The sequence below is a fragment of the Planctomyces sp. SH-PL14 genome (assembly GCF_001610835.1).
Lineage (GTDB): Bacteria > Planctomycetota > Planctomycetia > Planctomycetales > Planctomycetaceae > Planctomyces_A.
The window spans coordinates 4,980,025-4,997,956 of sequence record NZ_CP011270.1; the positions used below are offsets into that span (position 1 = coordinate 4,980,025).

General features: G+C 66.9%; 11 protein-coding genes. 6 read left to right on the forward strand and 5 right to left on the reverse strand.

Annotated elements, in window-relative coordinates; genetic code table 11:
• Window positions 1-135: 135 nt before the first annotated feature.
• The 6 genes from VT03_RS19005 (at window position 136) to VT03_RS19030 (ending at window position 8,231) form a co-directional block, all read left to right on the forward strand.
• Window positions 136-528 (forward strand): BlaI/MecI/CopY family transcriptional regulator, encoded by a 393-nt coding sequence (locus VT03_RS19005; RefSeq protein WP_075094439.1) that lies wholly within the window; start codon window positions 136-138, stop codon window positions 526-528.
• Window positions 525-2,999 (forward strand): M56 family metallopeptidase, encoded by a 2,475-nt coding sequence (locus tag VT03_RS19010; RefSeq protein ID WP_075094440.1) that lies wholly within the window; start codon window positions 525-527, stop codon window positions 2,997-2,999. The genes VT03_RS19005 and VT03_RS19010 overlap by 4 nt, the downstream gene beginning before the upstream one ends.
• 1,016 nt (window positions 3,000-4,015) lie before the next feature.
• A complete protein-coding gene (locus VT03_RS19015) occupies window positions 4,016-5,227 on the forward strand; it encodes a prenyltransferase/squalene oxidase repeat-containing protein (RefSeq protein WP_156514612.1) in 1,212 nt (403 codons plus the stop codon).
• Window positions 5,228-5,230: 3 nt separating this feature from the next.
• Window positions 5,231-6,637, forward strand: coding sequence for a sigma-54-dependent transcriptional regulator (locus VT03_RS19020; protein ID WP_075094442.1), 1,407 nt, complete (start codon window positions 5,231-5,233; stop codon window positions 6,635-6,637).
• Window positions 6,638-7,222: 585 nt separating this feature from the next.
• The gene (locus VT03_RS19025; RefSeq protein WP_075094443.1) at window positions 7,223-7,453 is read left to right on the forward strand and encodes a hypothetical protein; all 231 of its coding nucleotides are present in this window, start codon (window positions 7,223-7,225) and stop codon (window positions 7,451-7,453) included.
• A gap of 142 nt (window positions 7,454-7,595) precedes the next feature.
• Entirely contained in the window at window positions 7,596-8,231 is a 636-nt protein-coding gene (locus VT03_RS19030) for a hypothetical protein (protein ID WP_156514613.1), read from the forward strand.
• Between the two features lie 407 nt (window positions 8,232-8,638).
• On the opposite strand, the gene VT03_RS19035 is transcribed toward VT03_RS19030, so the two are convergent.
• The 5 genes from VT03_RS19035 to VT03_RS19055 all read right to left on the reverse strand — a co-directional run bounded on the left by VT03_RS19035 (window position 8,639) and on the right by VT03_RS19055 (window position 17,803).
• Window positions 8,639-9,847 carry a rhomboid family intramembrane serine protease gene (locus VT03_RS19035; protein ID WP_075094445.1) on the reverse strand — a complete coding sequence of 403 codons (1,209 nt, stop codon included), beginning with the start codon at window positions 9,845-9,847 and terminating at the stop codon, window positions 8,639-8,641.
• 13 nt (window positions 9,848-9,860) lie between these two features.
• Window positions 9,861-13,190, reverse strand: a complete 3,330-nt coding sequence (locus tag VT03_RS19040) for a hypothetical protein (RefSeq protein ID WP_075094446.1) — start codon at window positions 13,188-13,190, stop codon at window positions 9,861-9,863.
• 623 nt (window positions 13,191-13,813) lie between these two features.
• Window positions 13,814-14,449 (reverse strand): peptide deformylase, encoded by a 636-nt coding sequence (def, locus tag VT03_RS19045; protein WP_075094447.1) that lies wholly within the window; start codon window positions 14,447-14,449, stop codon window positions 13,814-13,816.
• A 548-nt stretch (window positions 14,450-14,997) separates the two neighbouring features.
• Window positions 14,998-17,193 carry a protein kinase domain-containing protein gene (locus tag VT03_RS19050; RefSeq protein ID WP_197489002.1) on the reverse strand — a complete coding sequence of 732 codons (2,196 nt, stop codon included), beginning with the start codon at window positions 17,191-17,193 and terminating at the stop codon, window positions 14,998-15,000.
• A 292-nt stretch (window positions 17,194-17,485) separates the two neighbouring features.
• Entirely contained in the window at window positions 17,486-17,803 is a 318-nt protein-coding gene (locus VT03_RS19055) for a tetratricopeptide repeat protein (RefSeq protein WP_075094449.1), read from the reverse strand.
• Between the last annotated feature and the right edge of the window lie 129 nt (window positions 17,804-17,932).

Sequence of the window (17,932 nt, forward strand, 5' to 3'; positions counted from 1 at the left end):
CCTGAGCGGCCGCCCTTCACAGACAAACTCTTGACGGCGCCTACAACTGTCGGCATGATGCTGCCTACGAGTGTAGGTGGCCTGCCGCACCGCGGTTGAGATGGGCCCGGCGAGACATCTTCTTGAGAATTTGAAATGAGCAGGCCGGACGATCTTCCCGCGCTCTCGGAAGCCCAGTGGGAGATCATGAACCTCGTCTGGGATCGCGGCGAGTGCTCGGTCGCGGACGTCTGGAAGGTGCTCCAGGAACGCCGCGGCGTGGCCCGGAACACCGTCCAGACTCTGATGATCCGCCTGAAAGAGAAGGGCTGGCTCTCCGCCCGGGAAGTCGATGGGGCGTTTCTCTTCACCCCGACCGTCTCGCGGGACTGCTCTCAGCAGTCGACCGTTCAGCGGCTGATCGAGACCGTCTTCAACGGTTCGGCGGAAGGGCTCGTGCTGTCGCTGCTCCACGGCGGGGCGCTCTCCACCGGGGAAGTCGAACGATTGCGGCGGCTCATCGCCTCCTCACGGAAGAAGGAATCATGACGACCTGGAATGAGTCTCTGCTGATCGCGACCGCCCAGGTGACCGGCATCACAGCGGTCGCCCTCGCGCTGGCGTGGAGCGCCCGGCGACGGATCGCCTGGGTTCACGCTCTGGGTGTTGTCGGCCTCGTCCTGGCGCTCGCCAGCCCGGTGCTGACCCTCGCCCTGCCGGCACGGACGTGGTGGCGAGTCCCTTTCCTGGCTTCGCCCCCGGTGGTCGGACCGCAGTGGGCCTCGGCGGAAGCGGGCTCGCCCGTTGGACAGCCCCCCGGACCCGTCGCCGCGGGCACACCGGCGCTCCCCGCAGCAGAGCAGCCGGCTCGTTCAACCGTCGTCGCGACTTCGGCGTCGCCAGGGCCGGCGCTGGTCCGAAGCGGTCGCGACTCGCAGCCGGGAAGCGCCGAAGCATCAGAAACGGGATGGGTCAGGAACTGGATCGCCGTTCTCTGGGGCGGTCTCTGGGTGGCCGGCTCGATGGTGGTTGCCGCGCGGAGCTTCACCCAGCATCGGCGAATCCGCGCGCTCGTGCGACAGGTGTTGGAGACGCCGCAATTGGATCGCGAGCGTTCCGATCGGCTGCGGGCGGTCTCGGAGCGGGTCCGCGGGATTGTCGGCTTGCGGACGTTTCCGGCGGTCCGGATCTCGGACCGGATTCCGATGCCGCTGGTCCTGGGACTTTGGCGACCGGTCATCGTCATTCCGCTCGACCTGCTGCGGGCCGGATGCGAAGCGAAACTGCGAGAGGTGTTGATTCATGAGGCGGCGCATGTCGCTCGCCGTGATGCCTGGGGCTGTGTTCTGCAGCGGGTGGCCGCCATCGGCTGGTGGTGGCATCCCGGGGTCGCACTCCTGAACCGCGTGGCGAACCGGTCTCGCGAAGAACTCTGCGACAACTTCGTCCTCGGCTGCAGCGATCCGGCGCACTATGCCGAGACGCTGCTGGAACTGACGGAGCGCTGTTCGCAGGCGGGCCGCCTGACTCCCGCGCTGGGGCTGCTCGAGCCGCGATGGACCCTGGAGTCGCGCATCAAGGGGTTGCTCCACCCCGGCCGAGACGTGGCGACGCGGATCCGTCGGCGAACGATGGCCGGCATCGTCCTGCTGCTTGGCATCGTCTGCGGTGTGGTTGGCGGTATCCGTGCGGTCGAGAACGGACGGCTCCCGGGCCCCGGGGCGAAGCATGACTCATCCACGGTCGCGAAGGCCGCCGCACCCGAGGCGGCCGATCCTCCGCTGCGGAAGGTCACCGTGCGGGGACGGTGTCTCGATGAAGACGAGTTTCAGCCGCTGACCGATGTGCGGGTCCTCGTCGTCGCCTGGTCTCCCAGGCTCCGTCGCCACATCGTCGCTGGTGAAACGAAGTCCGGAGCGGACGGCGCGTTCGAACTGAAGGACCTGGACATCGCCGCAGCCGCCGGAACCCATCCAACGGCGGTCGCCGCCCTTCCGGGATATGCGTCCACCCTCGTGGCGCTGAAAGGCCAGGGCGAGGGGGTGATCGAGCAGGATCTGGAGTTGTCCTCCCATCCGGGAAGCCTGTCGGGAACGGTTCGCGATGCGGAAGGGCGTCCCGTGGCGGGCGTCACCGTCTCTCTCCCCTGTTTCACGGACGACCCGCTTCCCGGGATTCGAAGTGCCGTGACCGACGACCGGGGGCGGTACGTGATCCCGGACCTGCGGCGATGGAGTTCGGAGTCCTACAGACGCACGAACTCAAAGACGGGGGTCACGATGGTCACGACGGGGTGCGTCTTCCATCTGCGGCACCCCGACTATCCCCTGACCACGGCGATGCACTCGGCCATTCCGCAGGGGGTGGATGTCACTCTCTATTCGCCCGCCGTTGTCGAAGGGCGGGTGCTGGATGAGGTGACAGGGCGACCTGCGGCCGGGGTTGCCGTCTGTGCCCAAGGTGTGGCGCGGCATGGGTGGTACGAGACCACGACGGATGCGGACGGCCGGTATCGTCTGCGGATGACCCGGGATCACTACAATCTCTGGGCCAACGCCGCTGACCGGATCGCCGTGGCGGCCAAAGCGATCAAGGCGGAGCGGGGCAGGACCGTGACGGGGGCCGATATCCGTCTCGTCGGCGGTGGGTTTGTCGTGGGGACGGTCCTGGGGGCTGACGGGAAGCCGATCTCGCCGGCGAAGGAGTCCCCTGTCCTGATCGCCCACTACGGTCCGGCCCGTCCGCGGACGGGAGCCGCCGTGACATCGACGAAGGTCGAGGCGGATGGAACGTACTCTCTGCGTGTGGCTCCCGGACGGAACTACGTTTACTTCATGAACGGGTCCGGTCGGTCTGCGGAGGTGCTGGTGGCGGACGGACACGACACGACGTTGAACTTCGATCTCCGCGAGCCGCCTTCATCCGACGGGGAGGGGCTGCTTGAGAAGGACTCCGACGAGCGTCTGGCCCAGACGATTCGGGCGGCCGCGGCGCGGGAGGATGAGGCGGATTCGAAGTGAGTGCTCCGTGCAGGATGGCAAAAGGCCGCCCTCGCCGGATGGACTCTGTTTGTTCGAACCCAACGTGCCACGGCAGCCGGGGTCAAGGGGCCAAAAAACAACACAGGCCACCTTGCCGCCGGAGGCGATTCAACGAGGAACCGTGGTAGGTGTCGGACGATCGCTTTGTGGGACCGGCGTTGAGAACTCACCGCTCGCGGCGGAATCCCCGCGGGTTGGTGAGGGGGCATCCGGCACGGTGTCCGCGCTTGGACACACCCTCCTTCAGACATCACCCGACGGTCAGGCCTCCGGCGGGCAAGGGGCCAAAAAACAACACAGGTCCCCCTTGCATCCCCTGACCAAGGTGCCCCTGGACCCGATGAGGGCCAAATGATCTTGCGTTGCGCCGCTCTACCTTCCGCCTTCAGCCTGAACCCCTTCCGCCTCCTCCACACTCCCCCTTGCATCCCCCACCAGCGTACCCCTGGCCCCGGTGGTGGGGCGACTCTGGTGCCCTGCGCTGATTACAATGCTTGGCTCATCTCTTAGCTCTGAATCTGCTGCGGGTTCGCACCGGACCGTCGTGCGCGGAGATGCGCCCCGAATCGTGGAATGCCTGACCCGCCGAACCCCTCCCCCGGATCTGCTCCCCGTCCGCCGCGCAAACGCCGCGCGCCGACCTCGGCCCCCCACCCCCCGCGCCGATCACGCAGGTACCCCCCCGTCCCTGGATCGATTTCCGCAAACTCTCGACGCTGGTCCTCGTCTTCGGCCCCGGCCTCCTCGCCAGCATCGGCATCCACCTCTTCGTCGCCGCCACCCTCGGCGTCGTGGTCTACACCATTGCCCCACCCCCGGCGCAACCCCCAGTCGAACTGGACTGGTTTCCCGCCGTCACCGAGGAGGAAGGCGCCGGCGGAGGGGCGCCGCAGACCGTCCGCATCAATTCCCTCCCGGGACCGATGGCCGATCCTGATGCCGCCACCCGGATGGCCCTCCCGGCAGCCCCGACAACTCCCGTCCCGACAGCGCCCGTGCCTGATCCCGCCGCCGAGGCGGTCGCCGCGACTCCCGTCGGCGTGAAGCCGGTCGATGTCTCGGGAGCTTTGCGAAACCGTGGTGGTGGCGGCGGCTCCGGGCGCGGAGCAGGGACCGGCGTTGGCGATGGGACCGGGACCGGCAGCGGAAACTCCGGGACGGGAGCGGGGGGCGCCGGAAAGGGAGTCGACACCCTGAAGGCCATCGAACGGTCGCTGGCGTGGGTTGTGAAACAACAGCAGAAGGACGGCCGCTGGTCGCTCACCGGGCCGTACGACGACGGCGGGACGATCCAGACCGACACCGGGGCGACCGGGCTGGCGCTCCTGGCGCTCGTCGGAGACGGCAATACGCATCAGGCCGGGCCGCACAAGGAATCGGTCCGTCGGGGGATCGACTGGCTCAAGGGAATGCAGCGGCCGACCGGCGACCTGTTCGACGTTGCCGAGCAGGGGAAGGAAGCCCACTACTATTCGCACGCGCAGGCGACGATCGCCCTGTGCGAGGTGCTGGCCCTCACGAATGACGAGGCGCTTCGGCCCACCGCCACGCGGGCGGTCGAGTTCCTGGTCCGGTCGCAGAACCCGAAGCTCGGCGGATGGAAATACCGTCCGCTTGCGGAGGACGGCATCGGCGATCTGAGCGTCACCGGATGGGCCCTGATGGCGCTCCACACGGCTCGCATGGCGCGGGTCGAAGTTCCTGCGGAAACGTATCTCGTTGCCTCGACGTTTCTCGACTCCGTGCAGCTCGCGCCCGATGACGCCTCGCGGTATCGCTATCGTCCCGATGAGCCCGCGAGCAGCGAGCAGGACATGTCGATGACCGCGGAGGGGCTGCTCTGCCGGCAGTGGCTGGGATGGCCCCGCAGCTATCCCCCGCTGCTGAAGGGGACCGAGTTCCTCATGTCGGAGCGCAACGCCCCGCTATGGGCGGAGGGACGACGAAATGTCTATGCGTGGTACTATACGTCGCAGACACTTCATAATATGGGTGGAGATCAGTGGGAGCGGTGGTTTAATTCCGTTGCTCCGCTGATCGTCAGATCGCAGATTTCTTCCGGGAAGAACGGCGGGAGCTGGAGTCCGAATCGGCCTCGCGGCGCTTTTCTGGAATGGAGCCACGGGGCGGGGCGTTTGTATTTCACGGTCATGTGCACGCTGATCCTGGAAACGCCTTACCGCCATGTTCCGATATACGGAGAGTAACTGATGGGGCAGGTCCTCATTGTCGACGACGAACCGACGATCGCCTGGGCCTTCCAGACGGCGCTGAAGGAAGAAGGGTTCTCCACGGACATCGCGTCGAGCGCGGAAGACGGCTTCAAGCGGGCCGGGCAGCGGACTCCCGACGTCATCGTCCTCGACGTCCGGCTCCCCGGGATCGACGGGCTGAAGGCGGTCGAGCACTTCAAGGAGATCGCTCCGCGGGCGCACATCGTCATCATCACCGCCTTCGGCAGCTTTGATGTCGCGGTGCGGGCGGTCGAGTCGGGTGCGTTCGATTATCTCCCGAAGCCGTTCGATCTCGATCAGGCGATCCTGGTCGTCAAGCGGGCCTTCGAGGCGTCGCGGCCGCCGGTCCGGGTGGTCGAGACGAACGACATGCCGCCGCCGGAGACGCTCATCGGCCGGTCGCACGTCATGCAGCAGGTCTTCAAGCAGATCGCGCTCGTGGCGGACAGCGACGTGCCGGTGCTGATCGTTGGCGAGAGCGGGACCGGCAAGGAACTGGTCGCCGAGGCGATCCATCGCTGCAGTCAGCGGCGGCACCGGCCGTTCGTTCCGGTCTGCGTTGCCGCTTACAACGAGACGGTCCTCGAGAGCGAACTCTTCGGTCACTCGAAGGGGGCGTTCACCGGAGCGGACCGTGACCGGACCGGGGTGCTGGACCTGGCCGAAGGGGGGACGGTTCTCCTCGATGAAGTGGGAGACATTCCGCTGCCGCAGCAGGTGAAGCTGCTGCGGGCGATTGAGCGCCGCGAAGTGACCCCGGTCGGGACCGGGATGCCGCATACCTCGGACTTCCGGGTCGTGGCGGCGACGAACCGGCCGCTGCTGGATCTCGTAACGAAAGGGGAGTTCCGCGAGGACCTGTACTTCCGGTTGCGGGTGTTTCAGATCGAGCTTCCGCCGCTGCGGGAGCGGAAGGAAGACATTCCGCTTCTGGCGGAATATTTCGTTCGCCGGATCTCGACGACGAGGGCCAAGACGCTTTCGCCCGAGGCGATTGCGGAGCTGAGTCGTCGCGAGTGGTACGGCAACGTCCGCGAGTTGCGGAATGCGGTCGAGCATGCCGCGATTGTTTCGCGGACGGACGTGATCGGGGTGGAGTCGTTGCCGCCGCCGTTGCCGCCGCATCGGGAGGCGCTGGTTCCGGTTGTGACCGATTGGCGGGACGGGTTCCGCTCGTGGTGTCGGGACCGGGCGACGGAGCTGGTGGGGCTGGAGTCGGCGGAGTTGTACGACACGTATCTGGCGGAGACGGAGCCGGTGCTGCTGGAAGAGTCTCTGGAGCAGTGTGGTGGAAACCGGGCGGCGACGGCGCGGATGCTGGGGATTCATCGTGCGACGTTGCGGGAGAAATTGAAGCGCTATCACGGGCAGGATGAAGAGTGAGAGGGTGGAGGCGGAAGGGGTTCAGGCGGAAGGCTGAAGGTAGAGTCGGACTGCCGAAACTTGCCCCGACGTTGCTGTCCGACCCGGGTCCAGGGCGGATGCCCTGGTGGCGTGCAGGGGCCACCCCCTGCCCGCCGGAGGCCTGGCCGTCGGGAGATGTCTGAAGGACGGCGTGTCCAGGCGCGGACAACGTGCCGGATGCCCCCTCACCAACTCGCGGGGATTGCAAAGCGAGCGTTGAGGATTAAGGGAGTCCTCATAGCTGATCCCACAAAGCGGACATCCGTGGTGTCCCACGGTTCCTCATGGAAGCGCCTCCGGCGGCAAGGGGGCCTGTGTTGTTTCTTTGGCCACTTGACCCCGGTTGCCGTCGCACGTTGGGTTTGAGCAAGCAGAGCCGTGCCGGCAAGTACGGTGGCTCATTGGGCCCCTTTCATCGGCACAATCGCTACGACGTGGCGAAAAGTCATCATGCGGCGTGAATTCCCCCCGCCTCGCGCCACAGGTGACCTAGGGTTGAGCTGATCGTCCGGCCCGTTCGTGCGCCCGACGACACCTTCCGCCGCGTCTGTCTGCGAGTTTTCCATGCCGACCGAATCCGAAGTCGCTACGCCGTTCGTCGACCGCCGCCGCGCCGCCCAGGCCGGCAGCCCCGGCGTCGAACGCCGCCAGTTCTCCGACTCCCGCGACAATACCCGCCCGGAAGTCGCCGAACTCGCCTCCGCCGTCGACAAGTACAAGCTCGAACACCGCCGCCGCTTCATCACCTTCGAAGAACTCTACGGAGTCATCGAGTCCCTCGGTTACCACAAGTAACCCGCCGACTCGACCGGGGATGGAGCCGCCCACCGATCTTCGCCGCAACGATGCGCCCCGCGCAGGGCCGCACGCGTTTTCCATCCGCTGGGTTCTGCCCGACGCTGGACCGGCCGTCTTCGTCGGGCGAGAATCCGCCTCCATGGCGGATCCGGTCAAATCTGTTGAGTCTGAAAAGTCCCGGGCCCCGGCTCCCTCGACGCGAGGGGTCTGGGGCCTCGTCTTTTCCACGATCTTCGGCGTCACGATGCTGACGCTGTGCCTGGGCTGCGGGATCGCTCTCTACAGCTTCCGCCCCGTCCTGGCCCACAGTCCCGAGGCGGCCGTCCGGCTCAAGGACGAAGTTCTGCATATCACCGTCCCGCAGCTCTTTGCTCCCAAGGGGACGATCGACTGGAATCTGGCTTACCTGCTGCGGATGCGGGGGGCGTACTTCGAGCATTCCAAGGCGGACGGGGAGATTGTGCTGCTGCAGGTGGACAGCCGGTTCCTGGCGAACCCGGAGTTGCGGGACCATATCCGCAAGACGCTGCTGGACAAGGGGGCGACGGGGGTTCCGCTGCGGCGGGATAGTGTGTCGTTCCAGGACTACATGATTCAGAACAAGCCGGTGCAGTTCCGGTTTGAGAAGGGGCGGAGCGCGACGAACGACAAGCCGTATTACATCGTGGACGGCGTGGTGCATGGGAAGACGGGCGAGGTGTTGATCGGGATCCGTCTGGAGGCCGATGCTTGGGACGAGTCGCAGATGATGGGGATGCTGGAATCGATTCAGTGAGGGAGTGAGGGGTTCAGGCGGAAGGCTGAAGGTAGAGGGGCCGTTGCGCGGGAGTGGGGCGCTCCGGTGCGGTCGAGGCACAGATGCGGGTAGGAAGCTTTCTGTACTCCGAAGGAGTTCCGCCCAATAGCCCAGGGGTGGCCGCGAAGCGGACTACCCTGGGTTGTCGTGAGAGAATCCTTCCGAACCCCAAGGGGTTCCGCCAACGAATCGCCCTTGACGCAACCCCTTTGGGGTAGACGACCCCACGCGCTCCACACCCAGGGTAGCCCGCATGGCGGGCACCCCTGGGCTATTGGACGTGACCCCTTTGGGGTATTGAGACGGTGGCCGCGGCATTGGGGAACGCGCCCCTGGACCTTCAGCCCTCTACCTTCCGTCTTCAGCCTTAAGCCTTCCGCCTCTCCCTACGGCTCCGCTCGCGACGGGAGGCCCTCGATCTCGATGTGGCCCGAATCGATCAACTTCCCCGCCGTGTCCCGCAGCCGCTGCAGCCGTCCGGCCAGATCCTGGGGCAGACTCTCCACGTCCAGCCCCTCCACCACCCGCATCGCGGCATGCGGCCGCTTCTGGTGCCGGAACATCAACTCCGCCGCTTCGATCCGCACCCGGTCCGCACTCCCCGGGAACCGCTCGATGAAGTGCAGATGCACCTCCAGCGCCTCCGAGACATACCCCGCCTGCTGCAACTGCGCGCTGAGGTTCACCATGTCCGACTCGAACGTCGTCCAGTCCTCGGAGAAATGCCGGGCCGCCGTCCACTCGTCAAAGGCGGCCCGCGGCTTCCCGTCGTGCAGCAGCCCCCGCAGCCGAGTCAGATGCTTCACCTTCCGCGTCAGCGGATCGATCCGCTTCTTCTTCCTCGCGGGCTTGCCGTCCCGCGTCAGCCGCCGCGTCGAGCGGACCGGCGCCGGAGCTTCCCCGTCGATTGTGAGGTGCCGGCCCTTCATGACCGAGAAGATGTCCCAGTTCTCGCAGTCGACCCACCCGCGGCGAAGGAACTGCCACGCGATCGCCGCCCCCAGGAGTGCTCCACCCAGGTGCAGGATCTCGCTCGTCACGTGGAACCGGAACGTGAACGCCAGCAGGACCTGGAGGACGATCATCCACAGCGAGAACTGCAGGATCGGGATGTCGATCAGCCCGGTCCGCATGATCCAAGTGTAGCCGACCGTGATGTCGTTCCGCGGAGCCCAGATCAGCGCCATCGCCATCAGGCCGAAGATCGCGGACGACGCGCCGAACGAGACTCCCGGCGTCACCCACATCAGGCAGAGCTGCTGCACCGCCGACTCCACGACCGCGATCGTGAAGTACGTCGCCAGGAACGGCCCCGGCCCGATCTTCCCTTCGACGACGAGACCGAACGCCCACAGGAAGAGCATGTTGAGCAGCAGGTGAACGATCCCCCCGTGGAGGAAGTTCGACGTGATCCACTGCACCGGCCGCAGCCCCGCGCCGTGCCATAGCCCGTACTGGAGATAGATCTCGTCCGGCCGTCCGAACGCGCCCCCCTGGACGAGTAGGAACACGACCACGTTGACGACGATGAGGGAGATCGTCCCCCAGGGCCGGTAGTAGATCGGAGCGTCGGTGCTGACGGGCGCAAAGAGCATCGGCCGGCCTCGACTACGGTCCCAGATCGTGATGCGAGGCCGCCGGCTGGTAGTGGGCGGTCGCGGCCATCGCGGGAGCCGGCGTGGAGGGATGGGATCGGGAATCGCGGAGCGACGCGGGGGTAACCGCGACCGGCGCCGGAGGAATCGGCAGGGGGAGCGACAGCTCCGGCCACTCGGGAGGCCGGGTCCGGGTGTCGATCCAGCTCGCCAGGACCGCCAGCACCGCCCCGAGGAGCGCCGGCTGCAACAGCACCTGGATCGGCTCGAGGAGCCACAGGCTCAGGAAGCTGAACAGGAACGCCACGATCAGGAACGTCTGCGCGTTGCGGGTCCAGGGGAACCGCCAGAACAGGAAGCCGAGCACGAGGCTCAGTCCCGCCCCTATGAGGACGATCAGCGTTCGGTTCATCGCCGTGAAAGAGAACTGCTCCACCGGTCCCGTGCCGCTGTAGGCGTAGCCGAACGTCCGCAGGTCGACCCCCTGGAAAGAGTCGACCGTCACGTACCGGGAACGGGCGTCGAGATACCGCTGCAGCGGCTGCCGAGTCCAGATCGCCCCCTGCCGCCGCCAGGAGAACTCCGGACGGAAGGCGCTGGGCGACTGGAGGAGATGGTCGTCCCGCGTCAGGTCGAGCTCGCAGATCGACTGGTTGATCCAGACGTTGGGCGGGAATTGCGGCAGCTCGACGGACCGCAGGCTCGTCATCCGGCCGCCGCGCCACTTCCCGGCCGGCGGCTGGCGGTAGATCATCCGCAATCGGCCTCCGCTGGCGGCCGGGGCCATCCCGAGCTCGATCAGGAACCGCCCCGGCAGGCTGGGGTCGGTCCGGAGGGTTCCCTCCGATTCCAGGATCGGCCGGTCGTTCCATTCGAAGATCGTCTGCTCGGCGTTGACCGGGATCGTCAGCGCGATGCGGGCCGGGGGATCGCGGAAGGCGAACTCCGAATAGGTCACCGACGCGCCGGTCCCGTCGTACGTGACGTGGTGGAAAGCGGTCTCGATCGAGTACCGCTGCGACTCCTGCCGCAGCGAGCCGGTGACGCGGAGCGGGATCTCGGCGGGGTTCTTCGAGGAGAACCAGACGGTCGACTCCGGCGCGGTGGGGATCGGTTCCCACTTGGAATCCTCGTCGACGATCGAGAGTCCTTCGCCGTCGGGGAGCATGCACCGCACGGAGGAGTAGGCCGCGTCGGGCGAGGGAAGGATTGGGACCTTCACCGTCACGGAGTGGATGGCGTCGGTCTCGACCGGGAGCGCGTACTCGAGGGCGACTTCGAACTCGCCGATCCGCGGCGTCGGAAGCCGGAACTGGATCTGGTTTCCCTGCCGCGAAGTCTCGAGGGGAGCGCCCGCCAGCCGGGCCGAGAGGGCGGCTCCTTCGGCTCCCTGCGGGATCTGGGCCGCGAGACCCGGCGGAAGCTCGACCTGGATTTTTTGCAGGCGTCCGAAGCGGACGTGGTACCGCAGTACCTGACGGACCAGGATTCCCCGTCCCGCCTGCCGCGACACGCCGATCGTCGTCCCGATGTCCACCTCCCGCTCCTTGAGCGAGACCGCCGCCTTGAAGACCCCGTCGCTCCGCGGGGCGAGCCGCCAGGTGGTCCGGGGGAGGTCGGCGAACTCGGCGGGCGCGGCGAGGAGGGCTCCGCCGTGGGGGTCCTCGGTCGCCTGCGGATCGGGGGTGACGTTCGGGAGGACGTTGTCATCTCCCGAGACCGTGATAAAGCCCGGGAGAGGCCGGCCGCCGGAGATCCGCGGCAGGGTCCAGTGGAGGTCCTTCCCCATCGGGTTCGCGCGGCGGAACCGCAGCCGGACCTCGACCTTGGAGGAGGCGGGGGTCCGGAGCCGGATCGGGAGGGCACCCGAGGCGAAGGCGGTTTCGGCTTCGGCGGGGGTCAGGTCGAGGAGGCCCGGCGAGGTGGTGTCGATCCGCCAGCCTTCGGTGCGGGCGTCGGCCCAGGCGACGGTGAGGTCGCTGAGCGCCCCGTTCTCGACTTCGATCTGGAAGATCGACTCCATCTGGATCTCGTCCTCGCGGATGAGCAGCCAGTGGGCCGGGCGGACGGAGAACCGGGGCTGGACCTTCTGGATGTCGAGGACGAGGCCGAACGGCTGTTTGACGAACTCGAAGGCGTTGACGATCGGGACCGCCGAGCGGGTGTTGGCGACGTCGACGCGGCGGATGAGCGGGCTTTCCGACATCCGGGGGATGGCGAGATGCGTCCCGAAGTCGGCGAGATGCACGCCCCCTTCCTGGACGCGGGCTTCGGCGACTTCGAGGCCGTCGACCGTGACCCGGCCGCCCGCGGTCGGGAACGGCATGTCAAACGACCATCGGAGGTCGATCCGGTCGGGAGCGGCGTCCTGGAGGACGACCCTTCGCCACCCGGGTCGGGCGGGGGCGGGCTCGTGCATCCGGACGTGGGGGCTGGCGAGTTCGAGGAGCTGGCCGGCGGTCGGCATGCGGACGAAGATCTCGCCGACCGAGGTCCGCTCCCGCTGGACGGTCTGTTCGCCGAGGAGGGTCAGGCGGTCCGCCTCGTGCCGGAGGGTCATGAGGGTGTTGACCCGGCTGATGGCGGGGACGTCGACGGCGGATTCGCTCCAGTTCACTTCGAGCCGCGTGCCGCGGACGCTCCCCTGGACCTCCGTGCGGTCGGGGTGGACGACCGTTTCGCTGATCGAGGTCTCTTTGGGGGTTCGGACCAGGATCCGTTTGCCGCGGATGGTGAGGCGGAACTGGGCGTCGAAGAACGAGGGGAGTTGGGGGAGCGAGAGGGCGACGCTGTTGGTGCCGCCGGTCCGCTTGATGGGGACCGACATTTTGAGACGCAGATGGTGGGCTCCGGCGCCGGAGAACCGCCAGTGGAGGCCGTCGTCCCCTTCGGTGGCGGGGGCGGGGCCCTCTTTGCCGGGGCCGTCGTACTTCTTTTCGAAGATCCGGCCCTGGGAGAGCCGGAGGGGGACGTCGTAGTAGGCGCTGTCTTGGCGGTTGATCTGGACGTCGATGTCGACGGTGAAGACGACAGCGTCTCCTGTCACCACACCGTCGAGCTTGAGGGCGGAAACGTGGAAGGGAGCGGGGGCTTCGGGGTCGATGGCCGCGATGAGCGGTTTGAGGACGGTGGGGAGTGGGGAGAAATCGCTGCGGCCGGTGGGGAGGCCGGATTCTGATGTGGGGCCGCCGGTTGGCGGGGTGGCCGGTGAGGCGGCGGGGGACTCGGTACGGAGGGGGTTTCCGAGGGGGGCGGGTGGGGGGGACTGCGCGAGGGCCCCGGCCGCGCAGAACAGGAGCGCGAAGGTCAGGGCGAACAGAAAACCCGGAATCCGCCGAGACATGTCCTTCTCTCGCGGTGATGAATCGAAGTGGCGGCGCTCCGTCCGCGATTTTTGATCATACGCCACATAAAGAGGCCACGGTAGGAGAAGAGTGGAAGTCGGAGGTGTGATGGGGGATTAAAAGCTGATCAGGATGGATGTTGCGTCGCTTGCGGGCCGGCGTACAGCCTACCGGGTCCAGGGGCTCGTCCCTGGGGGGGGGATGCAAGGGGGCCTGGGGGGGGAGGCGGAAGGGGTTCAGGCTGAAGGCGGAAGGTAGATCGCAGCAACCCAGGATCATTTGGCCCTGACCGGGGTCCAGGGGTCACCCCTGGTGGGGAGTGCAGAGGGGCCTGTGCTGTTTTTCTGGCCCTTTGCCCGCCGGAGGCCTGGCCGTCGGGAGATCTCTGAAGGAGTGCGTGTCCAAACGCGGACGACGTGCTGTATGCCCCCTGGCCAACCCGCGGGGATTCCAGAACGAGCGTGGAGTCCTCAACGCCGGTTCCACAAGGCGGTCGCCCGTTGTTTGCCAAGGTTCCTCGTAGAAGCGCCTCCGGCGGCAAGGGGGCGTGGCCCCCCTTGACCCCAGGCTGCCGGGGCACGTTGGGTTTGAGCTATGGGTGTCGTGCCGGCCTGGACGCGGATTACTCCGACTTCTTTTCCGTGCGCTCCGGCATCACCAGCGGACCCGGCGTCGGAACCTTCCCCGCCGACATCAACTGCTTCACCTGCTGCTGCAACTCCGCATCGCCCGGCAGCTTCCCTTCCTTCTGAGCCGCCCCATGCTTGATCACAAACGCATTCACCTTCGGCTCAATGTCCCGCTTCACCGAATCCGCCACCCGGTCAATGAACATCACCCCGTCCAGATGATCCAGCTCATGCTGCACGATCCGGGCCGGCAGGTCCGTCAACGTCAGCTGATACCCTAGGCCCTCCAGGTCATACGCCTCAATCACGACTTCGTCCGCCCGGCGAACGTCGGCATACAGCCCCGGAAGACTGAGACACCCCTCCTCGTCGATCTCGCTCCCCTTGCGGTTCGTGATCTGCGGATTGATGAAGACGAACTCGTGCTCCTTCTCGTCCTTCTCGCCCGAAAAATTGGCGACGAAGAAGCGGAACGGGAGCCCCACCTGATTGGCCGCCAGGCCGACACCGCGGGCCGCGTACATCAGCTCGAACATACCGGCGATCGTCTTCCGCAGGTCATCGTCGATCCGCTGAACTTCGACGGACTTCTGACGGAGCACGGGATGGGGATACTGAACAATCTGCATGCGTAAGCCGAGAACTTGAAACGTGCGGGATCGAGCGAAACAGGGTGATCCCCCATTCTATCGCGATCCGGCTCCGCTGGCAGCCTTGGCCGTCATCTCCGGGGGCATTCGCCGAATGATGTTCGGCGGACGAGCCAGTCCTCTCCCGGTCGCAATGCATATCCTTGCCGGCACGACGCCCATCGCTCAAACCCAACATGCGACGGCAGCCGGGGGGCAAGGGGCCGAAGAAACAACACAGGCCCCTTGCCGCCGGAGGTACTTCTGTGAGGAACCGTGGTAAGCAACGGATGTCTCCTTTGTGGGACCGGCGTTGAGGACTCCACACTCGCTCTGCGCTCGCAGCGGGTTGGTGAGGGGGCATACGGCACGGTGTCCGCGTTTGGACACGATCTCCTTCAGAGATCTCTCGACGGCCAGGCCTCCGGCGGGCAAAGGGGCGTTGCCCCTCTGCACTCCCCACCAGGGGTGACCCCCTGGACCCCGGTCAGGGCCAAATGATCCCGAGTCGCGCCGCTCTACCTTCCGCCTCCCTCACAGGCCCCTTGTCATCTCTCGATGAGCTCGACAACCAGCTCCGGCCGATGCAGCAGCATCAGCGGCACCCGGGCCCGGACCGACTCGGTCCCCGGCCCCAGCCGCAGCCGCGACAGATACGGAAGCCCCGCCAGCACTTCGGCGTCGTGGTCGGTGAAGTCGATACACTCATGGAACTCGACGATCTCCGCGTGAGGACAGGTTTCCGCCAGCAGCCCGTACTGGTCCGGCAGGTCCATGCTCTCAAACCGGATCCGCTCCACCTGCGGAAGACTCCAGTCCAGCCGCTCGGGGATCCCCGGCTCGCCCGGCTCAATCCACAGCCACTCCACGGTGCGGAGCGTCGGGCAGTCCGACATCTTCGACAGCCGCGGGGCGTTGTAGCCGATCCCCAGCTTCTCCAGGTGCGGGAGCTTCAGCAGCGTCCCCTGCACCCCGTCATACGCCCACCCGTTCAGCTTGAACTCCCGGAGCTCCGGGAATTGCGTCAACAGGGCGATCGCCTCCGCGCTCTCCGCCTTGGTGCCGTCCAGGGTCAGTGACTGGAGCTGAGGAGCGATCTTCGTCAGGTGGCGGACGGTCTTGATCGTCACGGGACAACCGGTCAGGGCGAGCTCCCGCAGTGTCGGAAACTCGCCCCACTGCAGGACCGCCGCATCGGTGACCCCCGTGCTGCCGAGCTTCAGGACCTCGATCGGAAGGGCGGAAATCCCCGCGGAGCCCTCGCCGCGGATGTGGCGGCATCGCCAGAGATCGAGGAACCGCAACCGGGGCTGCGCGAGGAGCATCGGCCACGACTTGTCGGTGACCTGGCTACCGAACATCTCCAGGTGCTCCAGCGCGGGGAGCGGTCCCAGGGCGGTCAGGGCGGCGTCGGTCACCTGCGGGTTGAAGTTGAGGTTGATGCGGCGGAGTGCCGGGAGGTTGCTGAACCGATTCAGGTCGGCGTCGAAGAAGTTCTTGCAGCTCTGCAGCCGCAGCTCTGCGATCTCGGCATGGCGGACCGGAAGGTCGCTCTCCCGGCGGACCGGCCGCTCCCGGCTTCCGTCCGTGACAATCAGCGTCCCGCCGACCTGAACGACCCACCGGGCGATTTCGTCTGGCGTCAGGGTCAGTTCGGGGGAAGGGAGGCTGTTCGTCGCGGACAGCCCGTCCGAGGAAGGCTTTTGCGCCGGGCCGCTCGAAGGAGTCGCCCACGCCAGAACGCCCACCACAATGGCCAGCACCGCGAACTCCAGTCCCAGCCGCGCCCGTGTCGACGCCAGCCAGTGGGGAGCCGGCTTTGAGGGGCGGGAGCGCCGGTCGGTCGACGCGGGATCGACGCGGGTGGGATCGGCCGGCGTCGGTTCGAGCGGGAACGTCCCCCCGGCCAGCTCCCGCAGGGCTTCGATCAACTCGGCCGCGCTTGCGAAACGGTCCTCGGGCTTCTTCTCCAGCAGCCGGCGGTGGATCCGGACCAGCTCGTCGGGGGCGTCGGGGCGAAGAGCCTGCAGGTCGGGAATCGGGCCGTCGACGTGCGCCTTCCGCTTGCCCGTGCGGGAGCGGACGGTGTCGGAGGCGTACGGGGCTTTGCCGGTCAGGAGGGCGTGGAGCGTGCAGCCGAGGCCGTACAGGTCCGTCCGGGCGTCGACGAGGCGGGGATCGTCCCACTGCTCCGGGGCCATGAAGTCGGGCGTGCCGATCTGGTCGTCCTCTTGCGTGAGCAACGGGTCGGAGGCATCGGACTCCTCCTCCATCCAGCGGGCGATCCCCAGATCGAGGAGCTTCACCGTTCCCGACGGGGTCAGCAGCAGATTGGAGGGTTTGACGTCCCGGTGAATCAGCCCGATGGCGTGCGCCGCGCCGAGCGCCGAGGCGGCCTGCCGCACGACCGCGCAGGCGGCTTCGATTGTGAGCGGCCCGCACTGCGCCAGCTGCGCGTGAATGCTGATCCCGGGCACGTACTCCATCGCCAGGAAGTGCGTCCCCTCCGCCTCACCGGCATCGAATGCCTGGACGATGTTGGGGTGCTGCAGGGCCCCGATCGCCTTCATTTCCCGCAGGAAGCGGGCGACCGCCTCCGGATGCGATCCGCGGGACGTGTGCAGGAACTTCAGGGCGACAATCTTGTTCAGCACCAAGTGTCGAGCCTGGTAGACGGTCCCCATTCCGCCCGTACCGATCGGGCCCAGGATCTCATAAGGACCGATCCGGGTCCCCGCCGGCATGGACCCGTCCGGCGGCGGATGGGGAGCCGTCGCCTCGCCCGCCCGCATCACCGTGTGACCGGAATGCGAGCCCGTCTGGCTTTCCGCTGTCTCGGACGGAGGCTGAGGTTCGGACGGGGCGGCCATGGCTTTCGTTCGAATGGCGATGCGGGGACTGCGGGATCGGGGTCGGCCGGCGACGGCCTCGGTCGAGCAGGGGCTCTCGGGAAACTTCCTTAATCAGGACGACTGAATGTTGCGTGAGTCGTGAGGGCGCTGGCTTCGTACCAACGGCGTGATTCGAAACGCGGCGTCAGCCGCGAAGGCTTTCCGCGAGGCCGCCCATTTCCGAGGCGGCGTGGGCATCGCCAATCCGGTTTGCGACGGCGATTCCCGTCGTCAGGACGGCGACCGCTTCGTCCTTCCGCTGCAGCGACGCCAGGATCTGTCCCTGCTGCAGATAGGACGCCACGTAGTCCCGATCGACCTGCAGAACCTGCCGGAGGCCGTTCAGGGCTTCTTCGGCCCGACCTTGACCCCAATCGTCCATCGCCAGTCCGTATATGAGGAACGGATCGTTGGGACTGTCTGCAAGGAGGGCCTGCAGTTTTTCGCGTCGGGTGGGAGGCATCGGTTTTTCGAACTTCTGACGGGTCGGATCGGACGACTGAAGCGAATCGGCCGGGGGGCCGCGGAATCCACGACAACGGCGGTGCGCGGGCGGCACCGCTTGACCAGCTCGACTTTGGGGGACTGGGGG

Excerpts from the sequence above, each read along its gene's own strand:
- VT03_RS19005 (WP_075094439.1), top strand. The coding sequence starts at position 136 with ATGAGCAGGCCGGACGATCTTCCCGCGCTCTCGGAAGCCCAGTGGGAG.
- VT03_RS19010 (WP_075094440.1), top strand. The coding sequence starts at position 525 with ATGACGACCTGGAATGAGTCTCTGCTGATCGCGACCGCCCAGGTGACC.
- VT03_RS19020 (WP_075094442.1), top strand. The coding sequence starts at position 5,231 with ATGGGGCAGGTCCTCATTGTCGACGACGAACCGACGATCGCCTGGGCC.
- VT03_RS19025 (WP_075094443.1), top strand. The coding sequence starts at position 7,223 with ATGCCGACCGAATCCGAAGTCGCTACGCCGTTCGTCGACCGCCGCCGC.
- VT03_RS19030 (WP_156514613.1), top strand. The coding sequence starts at position 7,596 with ATGGCGGATCCGGTCAAATCTGTTGAGTCTGAAAAGTCCCGGGCCCCG.
- VT03_RS19035 (WP_075094445.1), bottom strand. The coding sequence starts at position 9,847 with ATGCTCTTTGCGCCCGTCAGCACCGACGCTCCGATCTACTACCGGCCC.
- VT03_RS19040 (WP_075094446.1), bottom strand. The coding sequence starts at position 13,190 with ATGTCTCGGCGGATTCCGGGTTTTCTGTTCGCCCTGACCTTCGCGCTC.
- def (WP_075094447.1), bottom strand. The coding sequence starts at position 14,449 with ATGCAGATTGTTCAGTATCCCCATCCCGTGCTCCGTCAGAAGTCCGTC.
- VT03_RS19050 (WP_197489002.1), bottom strand. The coding sequence starts at position 17,193 with ATGCCGGCGGGGACCCGGATCGGTCCTTATGAGATCCTGGGCCCGATC.
- VT03_RS19055 (WP_075094449.1), bottom strand. The coding sequence starts at position 17,803 with ATGCCTCCCACCCGACGCGAAAAACTGCAGGCCCTCCTTGCAGACAGT.